15 protein-coding genes and 2 pseudogenes are annotated in these 15,668 nt (G+C 37.0%); 15 read left to right on the plus strand and 2 right to left on the minus strand.

Annotated elements, in window-relative coordinates:
* The 3 genes from LS41612_RS11585 to LS41612_RS11595 are packed head-to-tail and all read left to right on the plus strand — an operon-like array spanning position 1 to position 2,820.
* Positions 1 to 1,434, plus strand: coding sequence for a YlbE family protein (locus LS41612_RS11585; RefSeq protein WP_024364807.1), 1,434 nt, complete (start codon positions 1 to 3; stop codon positions 1,432 to 1,434).
* Entirely contained in the window at positions 1,427 to 2,362 is a 936-nt protein-coding gene (gene arcC, locus LS41612_RS11590) for a carbamate kinase (RefSeq protein WP_024364808.1), read from the plus strand. The genes LS41612_RS11585 and arcC overlap by 8 nt, the downstream gene beginning before the upstream one ends.
* 47 nt (positions 2,363 to 2,409) lie before the next feature.
* The gene (locus LS41612_RS11595; protein WP_024364809.1) at positions 2,410 to 2,820 is read left to right on the plus strand and encodes a cupin domain-containing protein; all 411 of its coding nucleotides are present in this window, start codon (positions 2,410 to 2,412) and stop codon (positions 2,818 to 2,820) included.
* Positions 2,821 to 2,898: 78 nt separating this feature from the next.
* Here LS41612_RS11595 and LS41612_RS11600 read toward each other — a convergent pair whose 3' ends face one another.
* Positions 2,899 to 4,248 carry a DUF3238 domain-containing protein gene (locus tag LS41612_RS11600; RefSeq protein WP_024364810.1) on the minus strand — a complete coding sequence of 450 codons (1,350 nt, stop codon included), beginning with the start codon at positions 4,246 to 4,248 and terminating at the stop codon, positions 2,899 to 2,901.
* Positions 4,249 to 4,554: 306 nt separating this feature from the next.
* Between LS41612_RS11600 and LS41612_RS11605 the strand changes: the two are divergent.
* From LS41612_RS11605 to LS41612_RS11620, 5 genes and pseudogenes are all read left to right on the plus strand, one after another.
* Positions 4,555 to 5,242, plus strand: a pseudogene (locus tag LS41612_RS11605) (transposase); the annotation flags it as partial.
* Between the two features lie 197 nt (positions 5,243 to 5,439).
* On the plus strand, positions 5,440 to 5,787 hold the full coding sequence (locus LS41612_RS11610) for a hypothetical protein (protein ID WP_024364812.1): 348 nt from the start codon (positions 5,440 to 5,442) through the stop codon (positions 5,785 to 5,787).
* Between the two features lie 559 nt (positions 5,788 to 6,346).
* On the plus strand, positions 6,347 to 6,535 hold the full coding sequence (locus tag LS41612_RS23330) for a hypothetical protein (RefSeq protein ID WP_024364813.1): 189 nt from the start codon (positions 6,347 to 6,349) through the stop codon (positions 6,533 to 6,535).
* The gene (locus LS41612_RS23905) at positions 6,490 to 6,654 is read left to right on the plus strand and encodes a class I SAM-dependent methyltransferase (protein WP_158694857.1); all 165 of its coding nucleotides are present in this window, start codon (positions 6,490 to 6,492) and stop codon (positions 6,652 to 6,654) included. The genes LS41612_RS23330 and LS41612_RS23905 overlap by 46 nt, the downstream gene beginning before the upstream one ends.
* Before the next feature lie 151 nt (positions 6,655 to 6,805).
* The gene (locus LS41612_RS11620) at positions 6,806 to 6,994 is read left to right on the plus strand and encodes a hypothetical protein (protein WP_024364814.1); all 189 of its coding nucleotides are present in this window, start codon (positions 6,806 to 6,808) and stop codon (positions 6,992 to 6,994) included.
* A 42-nt stretch (positions 6,995 to 7,036) separates the two neighbouring features.
* Here LS41612_RS11620 and LS41612_RS11625 read toward each other — a convergent pair.
* Positions 7,037 to 8,187 (minus strand): annotated as a pseudogene (locus LS41612_RS11625) (IS3 family transposase).
* A 401-nt stretch (positions 8,188 to 8,588) separates the two neighbouring features.
* Between LS41612_RS11625 and LS41612_RS11630 the strand changes: the two are divergent.
* The 7 genes from LS41612_RS11630 to opp4C are packed head-to-tail and all read left to right on the plus strand — an operon-like array spanning position 8,589 to position 15,636.
* Positions 8,589 to 9,446: an alpha/beta fold hydrolase gene (locus LS41612_RS11630; protein ID WP_024361610.1), complete on the plus strand. Its 858-nt coding sequence runs from the start codon at positions 8,589 to 8,591 to the stop codon at positions 9,444 to 9,446.
* 7 nt (positions 9,447 to 9,453) lie between these two features.
* Entirely contained in the window at positions 9,454 to 10,239 is a 786-nt protein-coding gene (locus tag LS41612_RS11635) for a DUF1684 domain-containing protein (RefSeq protein ID WP_024361611.1), read from the plus strand.
* Between the two features lie 36 nt (positions 10,240 to 10,275).
* The gene (locus LS41612_RS11640) at positions 10,276 to 11,886 is read left to right on the plus strand and encodes an ABC transporter substrate-binding protein (protein ID WP_024361612.1); all 1,611 of its coding nucleotides are present in this window, start codon (positions 10,276 to 10,278) and stop codon (positions 11,884 to 11,886) included.
* 19 nt (positions 11,887 to 11,905) lie between these two features.
* Positions 11,906 to 12,910, plus strand: a complete 1,005-nt coding sequence (locus tag LS41612_RS11645; RefSeq protein WP_024361613.1) for an ABC transporter ATP-binding protein — start codon at positions 11,906 to 11,908, stop codon at positions 12,908 to 12,910.
* On the plus strand, positions 12,894 to 13,745 hold the full coding sequence (locus tag LS41612_RS11650) for an ABC transporter ATP-binding protein (RefSeq protein ID WP_024361614.1): 852 nt from the start codon (positions 12,894 to 12,896) through the stop codon (positions 13,743 to 13,745). The genes LS41612_RS11645 and LS41612_RS11650 overlap by 17 nt, the downstream gene beginning before the upstream one ends.
* On the plus strand, positions 13,742 to 14,716 hold the full coding sequence (locus LS41612_RS11655) for an ABC transporter permease (RefSeq protein ID WP_024361615.1): 975 nt from the start codon (positions 13,742 to 13,744) through the stop codon (positions 14,714 to 14,716). The genes LS41612_RS11650 and LS41612_RS11655 overlap by 4 nt, the downstream gene beginning before the upstream one ends.
* On the plus strand, positions 14,713 to 15,636 hold the full coding sequence (opp4C, locus tag LS41612_RS11660) for an oligopeptide ABC transporter permease (protein WP_024361616.1): 924 nt from the start codon (positions 14,713 to 14,715) through the stop codon (positions 15,634 to 15,636). The genes LS41612_RS11655 and opp4C overlap by 4 nt, the downstream gene beginning before the upstream one ends.
* Positions 15,637 to 15,668: the final 32 nt, after the last annotated feature.

Consider the following 15,668-nt stretch of genomic DNA (forward strand, 5'->3'; position numbering starts at 1 on the left):
TTGAGTACAGCGAATGAGCTTTTTAATCAGCCATTACAAGTAATTAATATCGGCACATCCAAATTTAAAGAAGATTTGGAGCTGCAAGGCGTTGAAACCATCCAAGTGGACTGGCAACCGCCTGCAGGTGGCAATCTACAATTGCTCGAAGCATTAGATTTCTTTCAGGAAAATGAAAAAGTGGAAAAGGCGAATCAAGAATCGATACAACGCATAAAAGATGCACACCCTTTCTTAATTGATATTGGACTAGCTATTGATGTCATACCTGGAATGCACAGCAAAAAAATACTGCATGCTGGCCCTCCTATTGCATGGGAAAACATGGCGGGTCCGATGCAGGGGGCAGTGATTGGCGCACTTATTTTTGAAGGGATGGCAGCGGATGAGGAACAAGCAAGAGCATTGATTGAGGCTGGAGCAATTGAATTTGGCTCATGCAATGAGCATTCAACAGTGGGACCAATGGCGGGCATCGTCTCTCCTTCCATGCCAGTGCATATCATCGAAAATCGAACACATGGAAACCGGGCATATTGTACGATTAATGAAGGTCTAGGCAAAGTGCTACGTTTTGGTGCTTTTTCTAGCGATGTAATTGATCGGCTAAAGTGGCTGCGCGATGTTTTTGCTCCGGCTTTGAAAAAGGCACTTGTCCTAACAGATGGCATAGATTTAAAAGCCATCATCGCGCAGGCTCTTCATATGGGAGATGAGTGCCACAACCGCAATAAGGCAGCAACAAGCCTTTTCTATAGGGAAATGACTGACTATTTTATGCAAACAGATTGCAAGACGGACACATTGCGAGAGGTCTTGCGCTTTATTCAAAACAATGAACACTATTTCTTGAACCTGTCCATGCCAGCATGTAAAGCTTCACTTGATGCAGGACACGGCGTTCCATATTCCACGGTTGTTACGACAATGGCGAGGAATGGGGTTGAATTTGGTATTCGCATTAGCGGGCTAGGTGACAAGGAATGGTTTACCGCACCGGCAAACTTTATTAAAGGCTTATATTTCCCAGGCTATTCAGAGCAGGATGCAACTAGGGATTTAGGGGATAGTGCCATTACGGAAACAATGGGAATTGGTGGGTTTGCGATGGGCGGTTCGCCTGCAATTGTTCAATTTGTTGGAGGAGAGGTAGAAGATGCTATTCAATATAGCGAACAAATGTATGACATTACAGTAAGTGAAAATAGCAATTATGCTATACCAACGCTAAATTTCCGCGGAGCTGCCTTTGGAATTGATGTTCGAAAAGTGATTGAAACAAACATTCTTCCTGTTATTAATACCGGCATGGCACATAAAGTAGCAGGAATCGGGCAGATTGGCGCAGGCATTGTCCATCCTCCAAAGGAATGCTTCGAAAAAGGATTGCTTCGTTTCTATAAACTATATGGAGAGGAAGAGGCAAATGAGTAGAATATTAATAGCGCTTGGAGGAAATGCACTCGGTTCTACTCCTGAAGAGCAACTACAATTAGTACACGATTCAGCCAAGCCAATTGTTGATTTAATTGAACAAGGTCATGAAGTAGTGATTGCCCATGGTAACGGGCCGCAAGTCGGTTCTATCAATTTGGCATTCGAAAAGGGCTCAAAGGAACATGCAAATATTCCTAGTATGCCATTTGCTGAATGTGGGGCAATGAGCCAAGGGTATATTGGCTACCATTTGCAAAATGCACTCCATGAGGAACTGTTAAAACGCTCAATTAACAAATCAGTTGCAACAGTTGTCAGTCAGGTAGTAGTTGATAAGAACGATCACGCCTTTCAAAATCCAACAAAGCCAATTGGTCCTTTTTATTCAAAAGAAGAGGCTGAAAGATTAATGGCTGAAACGGGTGACCATTATATAGAAGATTCAGGACGTGGCTACCGTCGGGTTATTCCATCGCCTGCTCCGGTTAAAGTCGTTGAAAAAGATATTATCCAAGACTTAGTCAATGCAGGGCGTATTGTCATCGCTGTTGGTGGTGGGGGTATACCTGTAGTGGAGGAAAAGAATCATGCTTTAATCGGCGTAGAAGCGGTTATTGACAAAGATTTAGCAAGTAAATGTTTAGCGGATGAGTTGAATGTAGATTTTCTGTTCATATTGACAGCTGTCGAAAAAGTCGCAATTAACTTTGGGAAACCAAATCAGCAAAACCTGAATCAGTTATCGATCGAAGAGGCAGAAAGGTTGATGAAAGAAGGGCATTTTGCACCAGGCAGTATGCTTCCAAAAATTCAGGCAGCCATATCATTCGTCAAGGGGAAACAAGGTCGCAAATCAATCATCACTTCGCTAGAGAAAGCAAAGGATGCCATTCTTGGTAAGACAGGCACCGTTATTTTCAACTGAATCAGCTATTACAAGTAAATGAAAATGTATAGTAAGGAGAATTGGAAATGAACGAAAACAAAACGAAAGTAAAAATTGGCGAAGCATTAAAGTGGAATGTATTTACAGAGCACCGTAAAGTCTATCACCGCGAGCTTCTAAGTGCCAAAGAGGCAAATGAACTCGGCGTCAGTGTTAGCTCGGTCTTAAGAGAACGCATAGAAGTAGGTGGAGCCGTATTGCCCCATTATCACGACGTGGCAGAAGTAATTCATATTACAAAAGGGAAAGTAAAACTTCTGCAAAATGGGGAGTGGAAATCCTATCAAGAAGGGGACACTTTCCTTGTACCAAAAGGGGTCGTTCACTCGGTTGCCAATGACGATGTCGAACCTACCGAGCAGGTTAGTATCTTCATCCCTGTTCATGAAGAAATCCATAACGAAAACTTCGCATCACATATGGTGGACGCAGATTAGCATGTGAATAATTACGAAAGAGCAATCCGAAATATGAACGGATTGCTCTTTGCGTTTTATTTAGATTTTGTAATCTAGTTATTTCATTATGTTTATAGTTTTATGTGAATATAAATTCCAAGGTGTCCTTGAACCTTGATTATGAGTATAAATAGTCTTATATCCTGAACCATCACTTCTAAAAATACCTAGTGACGGAAATAATGTGTGGTACCCTCTGATTTTTGTAGTCCCATCTTTATAAATTTCTGTACGGAACTCGTATTCTACATTTGGTGCTAATGTGTAATAAGGGTGAGCTGCTTTGTGAATGAAATTAATATCAATCATTGAACTAGTTTTTTTAGTTGCTCCTAAATAAACATTATTACCAGATGCTTGTTTTCGGTCAACAAATGTATATATTTCATTGGAGTTTTTTGTGTAACGATTTGTCCAACCGATTGATTTTGTTTCCCTAACTGCCAATGTTGACCAATTGATTGATGCTTCTAGTGATGAGCGTGTACTTCCTTGGGAAGTTATTGTAGTACGATTATCTGTTCCGTAATAGTAGCTACCAATTGGTGCTGGTATATATCCAGGATATTTAGAAGTATTTAAAATCATAGTATTAATTTTTATCCATGTATTTGTTGATATAGCTAAAGGCATTATTTGTGGCTTTACTCTATAATTTTGCAGAGAAATTTTTTGGACATTTTCTTCTAAAGTTTTAACTGGAGTGGAAAATTCTATTAAGTCGAAAGGATTTTCTTCTAATTCTTTATATACTTGTGAGTATAAACTGTTAGCAGATTTAGTCTCATCATCTGTTAGCAAATAATTTAGGAAATCTAGTTTTACTTGTTTGATTATTTGCTCAAATCGGGTAGTAGTAAAAGGTACTTCACCAGTAATTGTATATTGATATTCGGTATTTGCAGATGGAGTATTATCTATGAAATGGCTTTCTTTTGTGACTCCAATGAATTGATTATCTCTATAAATAGAATATTCAATAATATTATCTACATCAGGCCAGTCTAAAATGATACTCGATGTTGTAGAGAATGTGTCTATTCCTATTTCTTCATTATTTGATAATGTAGTATATATTTTTATATGTGAGTTTGAGAGTACTTGGTCGTTATTATCAATAGCTGCTATTTCATATTCATTAAGGCTACCTTCAGAAAGATTTTTACTCTCGAATTGTGCTTCAGTTCCTTCGTACAATATTTCGTGGTTGTGTTTAACTATATATTTTTTTGCGACAGGTATGGAGTTCCATTTTACAATAATCTCATTTGTATTTTTATTTACTTGGAAATCTGAAAAATATTGATTGAAGGATTCATCTTCATAAGCAAAGACAGTAATAGATGGTATTAACAAAAATGATAAACAAATAGTAAATAGGTATCTAAAAAGTTTTTTGTTTTCCATATATATTCCTCCTTATTTTTTAGATTAATTAAATATTAACTAAATTCCGTATTAGAAATCAAGGAACCAAGAAATAAACAAATAAATTTTATAGATGAGTTAATTTCATAATTCCAATCGCTTTAGTATCAGGGGTTTCGATTAAATAAAAATGAGCACCTCCCCAAATTCGGTATAATGGTAGCGACTAAACCAACCTTATACGAACGGAGTGTATGCCTCATGACTATTGTAAAACAAATTAGCCTTTTTGACATCCAGCAATTATTCGAAATGGAAAGTTCGCGCCGTTTTGATGCGATTTACGGTAAAAATACGTTCTGGTCGCTTTAAGGGACATCTGGCTGTTTCAACGAAAAGTCAATATACTGTAGGTCGCCTCATGTCTTCAGGTAATTTATCTGACAGTAAAGCGGCCATCCCCCTACTCAAAAAAATAGTTTCTATTATGCCTAAACATTTTACGACAACGATATTTGATGCAGGTTATGATTATGAACCGATTTATAAACAAGCATTAGCCCAAACGATGCGTGTAGTCATTAAGTACAATATTCGAAATGAAAGTGAATATCTAGGATTCGATGAATATTTTAGACCAATTTGTGTAAGCGAACATAGTTACTGTTACGATAGCTTTGATGATAAATACAATAGGTTAAAATACACACGACCGAAAGAATGTGCAAGCTGTCCGTTACGTGATGATTCACTTTGCCAAAAGGTGTTTAAAATCAAATTTGCGACGGATATTAGAAAGTATACGTACCCAGCACGTGGCTCAGAATTTTGGGAGAAATTTCATAAAGAACGTACAGCGGTAGAACGGGTCAATGCCTATTTAAAACAATAATTTTAATTAAACAACGTCCGTCACCGTACAGGTAAAAAAGCAAAACTCCACTTCAACCTGGTGACGTTTATTTATAATCCCTGTAAATTAGCAGTTGATCGAATGAATGTGTTATTACAAACACAACAATCAGTAGCATAATTTTAAAAAACGTAAGTTTTGATATAGGAGCAGTCTAAGAACTTATAACTTAAAATATTTGATTGAGCGTAGTGTATCAGTTAATCTTTATATAAGAAGAAACACTTTGCGTTCTTGTGTATTTTCAGTAGAGGACAACTGAATGAAAACATAAAACATTATCGCTTATTACGAGTTTTGAGTGAAGGAGTGAAAATATGTTTAACAGAAAATTGTTAGCAGCTTTTGTAACAGCGATCATATGTTACTTTATCGTACCTTTTTTCTTTAACGATTTTACGAACTCTTATTTCGCAATCGGGCTTGGTGTAAGTATAATTTCAGTTCCAATACTATTTACTATTGGAATTTTAGCATCCATCGTGATTGAATTACGAACTAAACATATTTTACTTTCTTATATGAAACATTTTGGCTGTGGATTAATTTGTGTTTGTGTGCTTTTACTGTTAACAGAATGGGATATAGAATTATTTTCCATTTACACAGGAGTGGCATTTGTTTATGTTACCGTTTTTTTTATTAGTGATCATATGATTAAGTAAGTTTGTCAACTGAACATAGTGTTTGTTGGTATGGTAGATGGTCGTAAACAGAAAGTCTCTGAAGATATTTATAAAGTATTAGAGGAATTAGCGATGCGACAGTCTATTGTTATTGATGGTGGTTATGGAGCGCAATAGTATCCCAAATAAAAATTATATTTTAATAAAGAATCCATTTTGATTAAACTCTAAATGGATTTTTTTGATACTTTTTGGGGTAGTTCTCCTAATTTAAATGGACTTAAACTAATGAGGAAGTTTAGTTAGAGAACGATGTTACGATATCGTCACAATTGTTACAAAAAATATAAATTACCAAAATTACAACACCCTGTAATTGCTATAGAAGCGCATTCAACATTTTTATTTCTGTGTAGTATATTGGTATTAAAAAGATGATTAACGTTCTAAATCAAGTAAAACATGCTATTTAAATGCTATTTAGCAGTTGGTATTCCCTATTAAATTCTACAATTTAAATGCAATTTAACGTGTTGTAACAAGATCTATGTAAGGTATTGGTAAAATATAGGTAGGGCTATTTAAGGAGGTAATCAGGGTGGAGAGGAGAATATTAGATTATGAAAATTTATTAGAAATGTTAGATGATTTATTAAGAGAACGAAAGGAATTTTGGGAAAATTTTTATAAAGATAGAAAAAAGATATTCCGCTTTTTAAGGTTAAAGGACTTGATGATAACTTGGAAGAATATTTTAGTAAAGGACTTTCTCCTAAAAGGGTTTTAGAATTAGGTTGTGGCCCAGGTAGAAATTCCATTTATATGGCTAAGCAAGGCTGTAGTGTAAGTGCATTAGATATATCTGAAAAAGCGATTATTAGGGTAAAAGAAAGGGAGAAGGACTAAATATAAATTTTCATTGTGTTTCTCTTTTTGATTTTGAAATAATGTAAATAAATCAGTCGCCAAATTTTTGGAGTGGCTTTCACTTTTAACACATAAAGTACAGCTCGATTCTATAGGGTAAGGATTTCAACGAACATCACGAGTCAAATATATGATTAATGAAGCGGCAACAATAGAAAATGCAAAATATCATGCCGAACAAGCAGGGATCCAAAAAGGAATACAAGTAAGTATGGAAGCCATTGCGAAGAAGATGATTGGAGTTAACAAACTTAACGGTGGAAGAAATTCAATTGTTGCAACAAGATGTAAAGTGAATATAAAAAGCTCAAATAACTAGTAGGGACTGACCCCGATATATAAGACACTAAACAAAAAAGCATTACCCAACCCGTTGTCGGTATTGAACCGGCGACAGGTTGTTTAGTTTCGTTTGAATTCGGTTATTGTTATAATAGTTTATATAGTCTTTGACAGTTTGTTCTACGATGGCCGTCGTAGTACTGTTCAAATTGTCTAAGTAGAATGTTTCAGACTTTAACACAGAATGAAACGATTAGATTGGGGCATTATCAGCGGGCGTACCTTTACGGGACATGCTCATGGTAATGCCTTTTGCTTTTACGGCCTGTTGATAACCATACGATGTGTATACCGCCCCTTGGTCACTGTGCAACGTACACCCTTCGGGCAAATGATGAAGTTGAGCTAATGTATCCAGCACAAAATCAGTATCTTGGCAGTCTCCAATCGAATAGGCAATAATTTCACCATTATATAAATCTTGAATACTTGAAAGATACAACTGTTTTTGACCAAATGGCAAGTAAGTAATATCAGTTACGAGCTTCTGTAACGGTGCGGTGGCTTCAAAATCGCGATTTAATAAATTTGCTGCGATTGCATAAGGTTGTCCTGTTCGTTTCCGTTTTTTCACTTTCACGCGACATTGCCAACCATATTTTTGCATAATACGTTGAACCACTTTATGATTGACGCACATTTCTTGACGTAAGAGTGCTGTAATTTTTCTGTAGCCATAGCGAAATTTATTTGTACGACAGAGTTCACCGATACGTCTCTCTATTGTTTGACGAGACCTTGCATCGGTTGATGCCTGTTTCCAACGATAGTAGGTAGATCGTGCAATCCCAAAATGTTTACAAATGTCCTTTACAGACATTATGCTTCTTAGTGACGCAACTAATTGTACTGCTACTTCTCCAACCACTTCCTCTCCAATTCTGCGTACTTTTTTAGCACCTCAATTTGTTGCTTTAAATAACGGTTTTCCAATGCTAATTTCGTTTGTTCATTGTCCGGTTCAGGACCCTTATTAAAGATATATTGTTTGCCTACAGGTTGTTTCAAACGATTGACTTCACCATTTCTATACCAACGCACCCATGTTTCGACCTGTGTTTTATGGCGTATATTTAATTCCAATAGAATCTGTTTGACAGGTACACCTGCTAATCGCATCTTAATCGCTTTCATTTTTACTTCATAGGGATAACTCACTCTTGTTCCCATAGAAAAAACACCTCCAAATTGAAATTTAAGTATCTATACCCGAATTTCAATCGAAGATGCTTTTTTTATTTGTCTATACCTATTGGGGTCAGTTCCGTAAGTTATTTGAGCTTTTTATATTCAGTGAAAACCTTCCTGAGAGAAGATGAACTTGCGCAATAATACTAGTGATCGTTCTTACTCACTTTATAGGATATAATTTTAGCAGTAAAACATGTTTTTATGCAGAATCATTATTTTTTATGAAAAAATAACTATAATTTTTTTCACTATTACTCTATTATTTGTAATAGTATTTCTCTTTTTAAAAAAACTTGACTAAACAAATAGGAATTAAGATAATAACTAAGTAGTTTTAATTATTATATAAATAAAATTAATCTGATAAAGTGAGGAACATAATGTTTGCAGCGATTAATGGAACGAAAATTTATTTTGATGTAGAAGGTTCAGGGTATATTCCACTAGGACCAAAAATGGTGAAAAAACCAATACTTTTTGCAGTACATGGTGGTCCAGGTAGTGATCACTCCGATTTTAAGCCGTGGTTAACGCCATTAGCCGAATACTACCAAATTGTTTATTTAGATCAAAGATGCAATGGTCAATCAGAGCGTATCGATGTGACGACAGCAACATTTGAACAGTTAGCGGATGATATTGAAGCGTTACGTAATTATTTAGGCTTAGATAAAATTGCTGTACTAGGTCATTCTTTTGGTGGAATGATTGCCCAAGTATATGCTACGCGCTACCCACAATCGGTAAGTAAGTTATTACTAGTTAACACTGCACCAAGCTATGATTTCTATAAAGAAGCTAAAGCGTTTGCGCAACGTATTGGAACGGAACAACAAGTTCAAACTATTCCAGAGTTATTTGAAGGAAACATTCGTGATGACAATCATTTAATCCAATGGTGGGATATTTGCTGGGATTTATATTGGTACGATTATCAAGAAGAACTAGGTGGTGATACAGGAAGCCGTCCAATTGGATCTTTAGAAATTACAAATTATACATTCAAATATTTAATGCCACAATACGATGTGCGCGCACAAATTGCCAATCTTGAAATACCTACTTTGATTGTAGCAGGTCGTCACGATTGGATTACGCCATTAACACAGTCAGAAGTAATGCATTCATTAATTAAAAATTCACAGTTGGCTGTATTTGAAAAGAGTGGTCATATGCCATTTATCGAAGAGCATAAAGACTTCTTAAACGTTGTACGTGAATTTTTATTAAAGGACTGAGGCAAATATGTATACCGAACAATTACAAGCCTGGCATAAGCAACGCCATATAGACGTAACGGGTGCACAAGGTGATTTAACTTTAATCGCAATGCATGAGTTAACGAGTGAAAGTGAACCAACAGTGAAACAAATTGCTGGAAGCTGGAAGCCGACAAGTCCATCCGAACTAGGGCTTACATTAACGGCAACTGCTGAAGACCAATTATTCATTAACGGCGTGCTAGTGGAAGGTGAGGTGCATATAATTGCGGATGAAACAATCGTGCAAACGCGGAATGGCATCTCTGCAATGGCAACTAGTCAGCCTGGCTCTATGCATTTATTAGCCATTTGGGATGAAAACAGCCCTGCACTGCAAACGTTTAGCCATATTGCTGCATACGAAATGAATAAACAAGCAATTTATAACGGAAAGCTTATAAAAGATGATGCCATGATTGAATTTTCTCATACGGGTGATGCTCATCGTGCAGCGCGTAGCCATGCTTCAATAGGGGTCATTGAAGTGGAAATTGGCGGAGTACATTATAGGCTTCGACCATTTCAATCTGGGCGATATTCAATTATTATTTTCCGAGATGCAACAAGCGGTAACGAAACATATAGTATGGGTCGTATGTTAGTCATCGAACAATTAGACGATGAAACGGTACTTCTTGATTTTAATAAAGCCTTTTTACCGCCATGCGCATTTTCATCTTATTTTAACTGTCCGATGCCTCCTTTAAGTAATCGTATACAAAGTAAGATTGAAGCGGGCGAAAAGCAAATCATTTCATTACATTCATAATGAAGCACCTAATTTAGAGAAATAGGAGAAATAACAATGTTCAAAAACTCGAAAAATTTTATGTTAGCGTTATTAACAATGGCAGTACTAGTGGTTTTAGCAGCATGTGGTAACGATGAACCTTCTTCTAAGGGAAAAAGCAGTGATAAAAATGTTGTCAATATCGGTGTTACGTACCCAGCTAGTAACATTAATCCATTACAACCAAGTGGATTAGTTTCTACTTATGTTTCAAATCTATTATTTTTACCATTAGTTGATTTAGATTCAAAATTAAACTATCAGCCAATGTTAGCTGATTCTATTACAACACAAGATAATCAAACATTTACAATTAACTTAAACAAAGAAGCAAAATGGACAGATGGTACAGATATTACAACAGATGACGTAATTTACACATTGCAATTAATGGCAAATCCTGTCGTAGCGTCAAATTATGCGTACATGTTTGCTATTGTGGAAGGTTTAGATGATAGCGGTTATTTACCACAAGGTTCGAGTTCTATTTCTGGCGTGATAAAAGTAGATGGAGATACAATTCAAATTAAAACAAAAAAACCAACAACGTTATCGATTTTCCAAGATACAGTAGGGCGTTATTTATTAACATTACCAAAGGCACAACTTGAAAAAATTGCAGTGGAAGAGCTAAATGCAAGTGATTTCATGCAAAATCCAACCGTTACATCTGGTCCATTCATCATTTCAAAAATGGATCGTTCACATTATGTAGAAATGGTACCCAATAAAAATTACTTCAAAGGTGCTTCTTCTTTAGATCAATTAAACTTTAAGGTATTACAAGGAAATCAAATTGCTGCTCAATTAAAAAGCGGTGAAATTGATATGAACATACCGTCCGCAGGTGTTATTCCGGTATCAGATTATGCAAATGTGCAAGGTTTAAATACATTAACAACGGCTTATGGTGAACCATTAGCTACACAATATATGTATATTAATGAAAATGTTGTAGCGGATGCCAAGCAACGTCAAGCCATTTCATATGCGATGAACCGTCAATTAATTATTGATAATCTATTAAAAGGTGCGGGTGAAGTAACAGATGGCTTCTTCCCAAGCAACAGCCCATACTTAAATGAAGAAGTTAAACCTGTTGAGTATGATTTAGAAAAAGCCAAACAATTATTAGCTGAGTCTGGATGGGATTCAAGCAAAAAGTTGAAATTAGCTGTGTTATCAGGTGATGCAACATTAGAGCAGGCTGCAAACATCATCGTAGAAAACTTACGTGAAGCAGGTATTACAGCTGAAATCCAAATGATGGATTTCGGAACGATTATTGATGAAATTGTAAGTCAGAAATATGATTTAGCGATTTTAACAGTATCTATTACACCGATTAATCCACTTCCTGATATTTCTTACTTCTTAGGGGAAGGCAATCCAAACGCTTATCACAATGCACGTGTGAATGAAATTTTAGCTGCATTAGCGACTGAAGTAGATGAAGTGAAAATAAAAGCGTTGTATGGTGAATTACAAGAAATAACAAAACAAGAAGTACCAATGCCTTCCATTTATGCAACAACAGCATTAGGAGCAGTAAATAAACGTGTTAAAGGCGCTACACCAAGCGACTTCGGTATGTTTATTAACGTACATGAGTGGACTGTTAAATAGAGAGATAGGACGTGTTTATATGGAGAGTTTGCTGAGCGTAAAACAGCTGAAAACGGCTTTCGAAACTGAATATGGAAAAGTAGTCAGTGTCGACGATGTAAGCTTTGATGTGAAAAAAGGCGAAACATTGGCGATTGTAGGAGAGTCGGGAAGCGGGAAGAGCGTAACGGCACTTTCTATTATGCGTCTATTAGGGAAGCGCGGTTCAATTGTGCAAGGTGAAATTAAATTAGAAGGTAAAAACTTAACAGCACTTTCTGATAAAGAGTTTCAACCGTTACGTGGGAATGAAGTTTCAATGATTTTCCAAGAGCCAATGACCGCCTTAAATCCTGTTTTTACAATTGGTCATCAGCTAGTAGAGACCATTTTACTCCATACAGATGTCGATAAAAAGGAAGCAAAAGCAATTGCGCAAAATATGTTAGATAAAGTGGGTATTCCTAATGCTACACGTGTGATGAAGCAATTCCCATTTTCATTATCAGGTGGAATGCGTCAACGTGTCATGATTGCCATCGCCTTAGTATGTAAACCAAAACTATTAATTGCGGATGAACCAACAACAGCACTTGATGTCACGGTACAAGCGCAAATTATGCGCGTAATGAATGATTTATGTACGGAGTTACAAACAGCTGTCTTACTTATTACCCATGATTTAGGTGTTGTTGCAGAAATGGCAGATCGTGTCATCGTTATGTATGCAGGGCAAGTTGTCGAAGAAGCTGATGTTTTTACATTATTTGAGCGACCATTACACCCGTATACACTGGGCCTAATGGATTCTATTCCATCCATGGATTTTGACGGTAAACAATTGAAGGCAATACCAGGGACGATACCGGGACGGTACCAAAATATTGTAGGTTGTCGTTTTGCAAATCGTTGCACTTTTGCAACAGCGCAATGTAAAAAACAACAACCACCATTAATTGAAGTCGATAGTGGCCATAAAACGAGATGCTTCGAATGGCAAAAGGTATTGCACAAGGAGGGGAGTAGTCATGACAATCAAAGCTGAACGAAATAACTCTCCGTTACTTGTATTAGAAGATGTTAAAACTTACTATCCATATAAAACGGGGTTTATGAATTTAAAAACCGATTATGTAAAAGCAGTAGATGGTGTTTCATTCGAAATCTATGAAGGTGAAACAGTTGGGCTTGTAGGAGAATCAGGCTGTGGAAAATCAACATTAGGGCGAACAATTATTGGCCTAGAACCGAAAACAGGTGGCCGAATTTTATTTGATGGTCAACAAATGGATTATCGAACAGGTCGCGTAAGTCTAAGTCAACAAATTCAGATTGTTTTCCAAGATCCCTATTCTTCACTAAATCCAAGACAAACAATCGGATCATTACTTGCAGAACCGCTACGCGTACATAAAATTGTCCCCACGCATGAAATACAACAGGAAGTAGAGCGATTACTTGCGTTAGTGGGGCTTCCAGCCACGACCAAGGGACGGTACCCACATGAGTTTTCTGGTGGTCAACGCCAACGTGTCGGCATTGCTCGGGCATTAGCTGTAAGACCTAGATTATTAATTTGTGATGAACCTGTATCTGCATTAGATGTATCGATTCAAGCGCAAATTTTAAATTTGTTTAAACAGCTTCAAGATGAATTGGGCTTAACGTATTTATTTATTGCGCACGGTTTAGGTGCAATGAAATATATTAGTGATCGAATAGCTGTAATGTATGCAGGCAAAATTGTGGAGATGGGTACGACAGAGCAAATTTTCTTAAACCCTCAACATGACTATACAAAAAAATTATTAAGTGCTTATCCAAAGCCAGATCCGACGAAACGAAGTATTATTCAGCGTGAAAAGGGGATAGATGCATGATAGGCTATATTTTAAGACGATTATTAATCGCCATCCCCGTGCTATTTGGTGTATCGGTTATTAACTTCATCATTATGCGAATGGCACCAGGTAATCCTGTTGATATGCTTGTAAGCCCCAAGCTACCAGATGCGGCAAGAGAGGCTAAAATGATAGAATTAGGGCTTAATGACCCAGCCTACATTCAATATTGGCATTGGTTAAAAAACTTAGTGTTAAATGGCGATTTAGGCTATTCGATGATTACGTATGAGCCCGTAACAGAGTTAATTGCCAGCCGCATGGGTCCGACCGTTATTTTAATGGGAACAGCTTTAGTATTAGGGTTAATGATTGCGATTCCAATTGGCATTTATAGTGCGACGAAGCAATATTCAAAGCTTGATTATACATTTGTAACGGGTTCATTTTTAGGGATTTCCATACCAAATTTCTTTTTCGCTTTATTATTAGTTTATATTTTCTCGATTCAATTAAACTGGTTGCCTTCAGGCGGTATGAAAGAATTAGGTTCTGAAGGAAGCCTTGGCTCACTTATATGGCATATGATTTTACCAGTGACGGTGCTTGTCGCAAACGTTGCTGGGCGGAACATTCGTTATGTGCGCTCGGGTATGCTTGAAATTATGGGACAAGACTTTTTGCGTACGGCTCGTGCAAAAGGTGTGAAGGAACTTTTTGTCGTGAATAAACATGCGTTGCGAAATGCTTTAATTCCAATTGTCACAATTGTCGGTTTAGAGGTTTCGATTTTATTTGGTGGGGCAGTTGTCATCGAACAAATTTTCTCTTGGCCGGGAATCGGTCAGCTTACACTTTCATCCATTATGAGTCGAGATTACTCAACGATTATGGGATTAAACCTCGTTGCAGCTTTCGTCGTAATAGCTGCCAATATTTTAACGGATATTGTATACGCATTTGTCGACCCACGTATTCGTAAAAGCTATGTTGGGGGTGGCAAACGATGAGTATATTTAAGCGATATTTTAATAAAAAACAATATGATACAGAGCAAACTGTCACTTGGCGTGAAGATTCTGCTATATCGAATACGAAGGGCATGTTTTGGAAACGATTCAAACGGCACAAATTAGCTGTAATGGGACTTTGGTTTTTAGCGATTGTAACGATGGCAGCCATTCTTGCGCCGATTTTTGCTCCATTTGACCCTGCTGAAATTACTGGTGAATTTAGTGCACCACCTTCTTTGCAGCACTTACTAGGAACTGATCAAGTGGGACGAGACGTGTTGAGTCGAGTTATTTATGCAGCACGTGTTTCGCTAGCTGTAGGTATCGGAGCTGTGGCAATTTCTGCGATTATCGGTACGGTGTTAGGTTTAATTTCTGGGTATTTTGGTGGCATGATAGATGGCATTGTAATGCGTATTACAGATATGTTTATGTCATTTCCATATATTTTGTTTATTTTAGTTGTAGCAAGTATTGTAGGGCCTGGGTTAACGAATATCATTTTAATTTTAGGGGTATTAGGTTGGCCTGGTATTGCTCGACTTGTGCGCGGAAATGTCTTAGCGATTAAGCAATCAGACTATGTGAAAGCGAGTATTGCATTAGGATATAGTACGCCACGTATTTTGTTTAAGCATATTTTACCGAATACGGTTGCACCAATTTTGATTTATGCAACATCTGGCGTTGCAGGGGCAATATTAGATGAAGCAGCATTAAGCTTTCTAGGCTTAGGTGTACAGCCACCAGATGCAAGCTGGGGAAATATGCTGTCTAATGCCCAGTCGATTTCGATTTTAACGGATCAACCGTGGCTTTGGATTCCACCAGGTATTTTCATATTATTGACAGTGTTAGCCATTAACTATATTGGGGATGCATTGCGAGATGCACTGGACCCACATAATTCAAAGTAGTAAAAGGACAAATCCGTAAAAGTCATTAGTTT

The organism is Lysinibacillus sphaericus (assembly GCF_002982115.1).
Taxonomy (GTDB): Bacteria; Bacillota; Bacilli; order Bacillales_A; family Planococcaceae; genus Lysinibacillus; species Lysinibacillus sphaericus.

What these genes read in the sequence shown, in the direction of transcription:
- LS41612_RS11630 (WP_024361610.1), top strand. Translation starts at nt 8,589, where the DNA reads ATGTTTGCAGCGATTAATGGAACGAAAATTTATTTTGATGTAGAAGGT.
- LS41612_RS11610 (WP_024364812.1), top strand. Translation starts at nt 5,440, where the DNA reads ATGTTTAACAGAAAATTGTTAGCAGCTTTTGTAACAGCGATCATATGT.
- LS41612_RS11650 (WP_024361614.1), top strand. Translation starts at nt 12,894, where the DNA reads ATGACAATCAAAGCTGAACGAAATAACTCTCCGTTACTTGTATTAGAA.
- LS41612_RS11595 (WP_024364809.1), top strand. Translation starts at nt 2,410, where the DNA reads ATGAACGAAAACAAAACGAAAGTAAAAATTGGCGAAGCATTAAAGTGG.
- LS41612_RS11640 (WP_024361612.1), top strand. Translation starts at nt 10,276, where the DNA reads ATGTTCAAAAACTCGAAAAATTTTATGTTAGCGTTATTAACAATGGCA.
- LS41612_RS11655 (WP_024361615.1), top strand. Translation starts at nt 13,742, where the DNA reads ATGATAGGCTATATTTTAAGACGATTATTAATCGCCATCCCCGTGCTA.
- arcC (WP_024364808.1), top strand. Translation starts at nt 1,427, where the DNA reads ATGAGTAGAATATTAATAGCGCTTGGAGGAAATGCACTCGGTTCTACT.
- LS41612_RS11600 (WP_024364810.1), bottom strand. Translation starts at nt 4,248, where the DNA reads ATGGAAAACAAAAAACTTTTTAGATACCTATTTACTATTTGTTTATCA.
- LS41612_RS11645 (WP_024361613.1), top strand. Translation starts at nt 11,906, where the DNA reads ATGGAGAGTTTGCTGAGCGTAAAACAGCTGAAAACGGCTTTCGAAACT.
- opp4C (WP_024361616.1), top strand. Translation starts at nt 14,713, where the DNA reads ATGAGTATATTTAAGCGATATTTTAATAAAAAACAATATGATACAGAG.
- LS41612_RS11635 (WP_024361611.1), top strand. Translation starts at nt 9,454, where the DNA reads ATGTATACCGAACAATTACAAGCCTGGCATAAGCAACGCCATATAGAC.
- LS41612_RS11620 (WP_024364814.1), top strand. Translation starts at nt 6,806, where the DNA reads ATGATTAATGAAGCGGCAACAATAGAAAATGCAAAATATCATGCCGAA.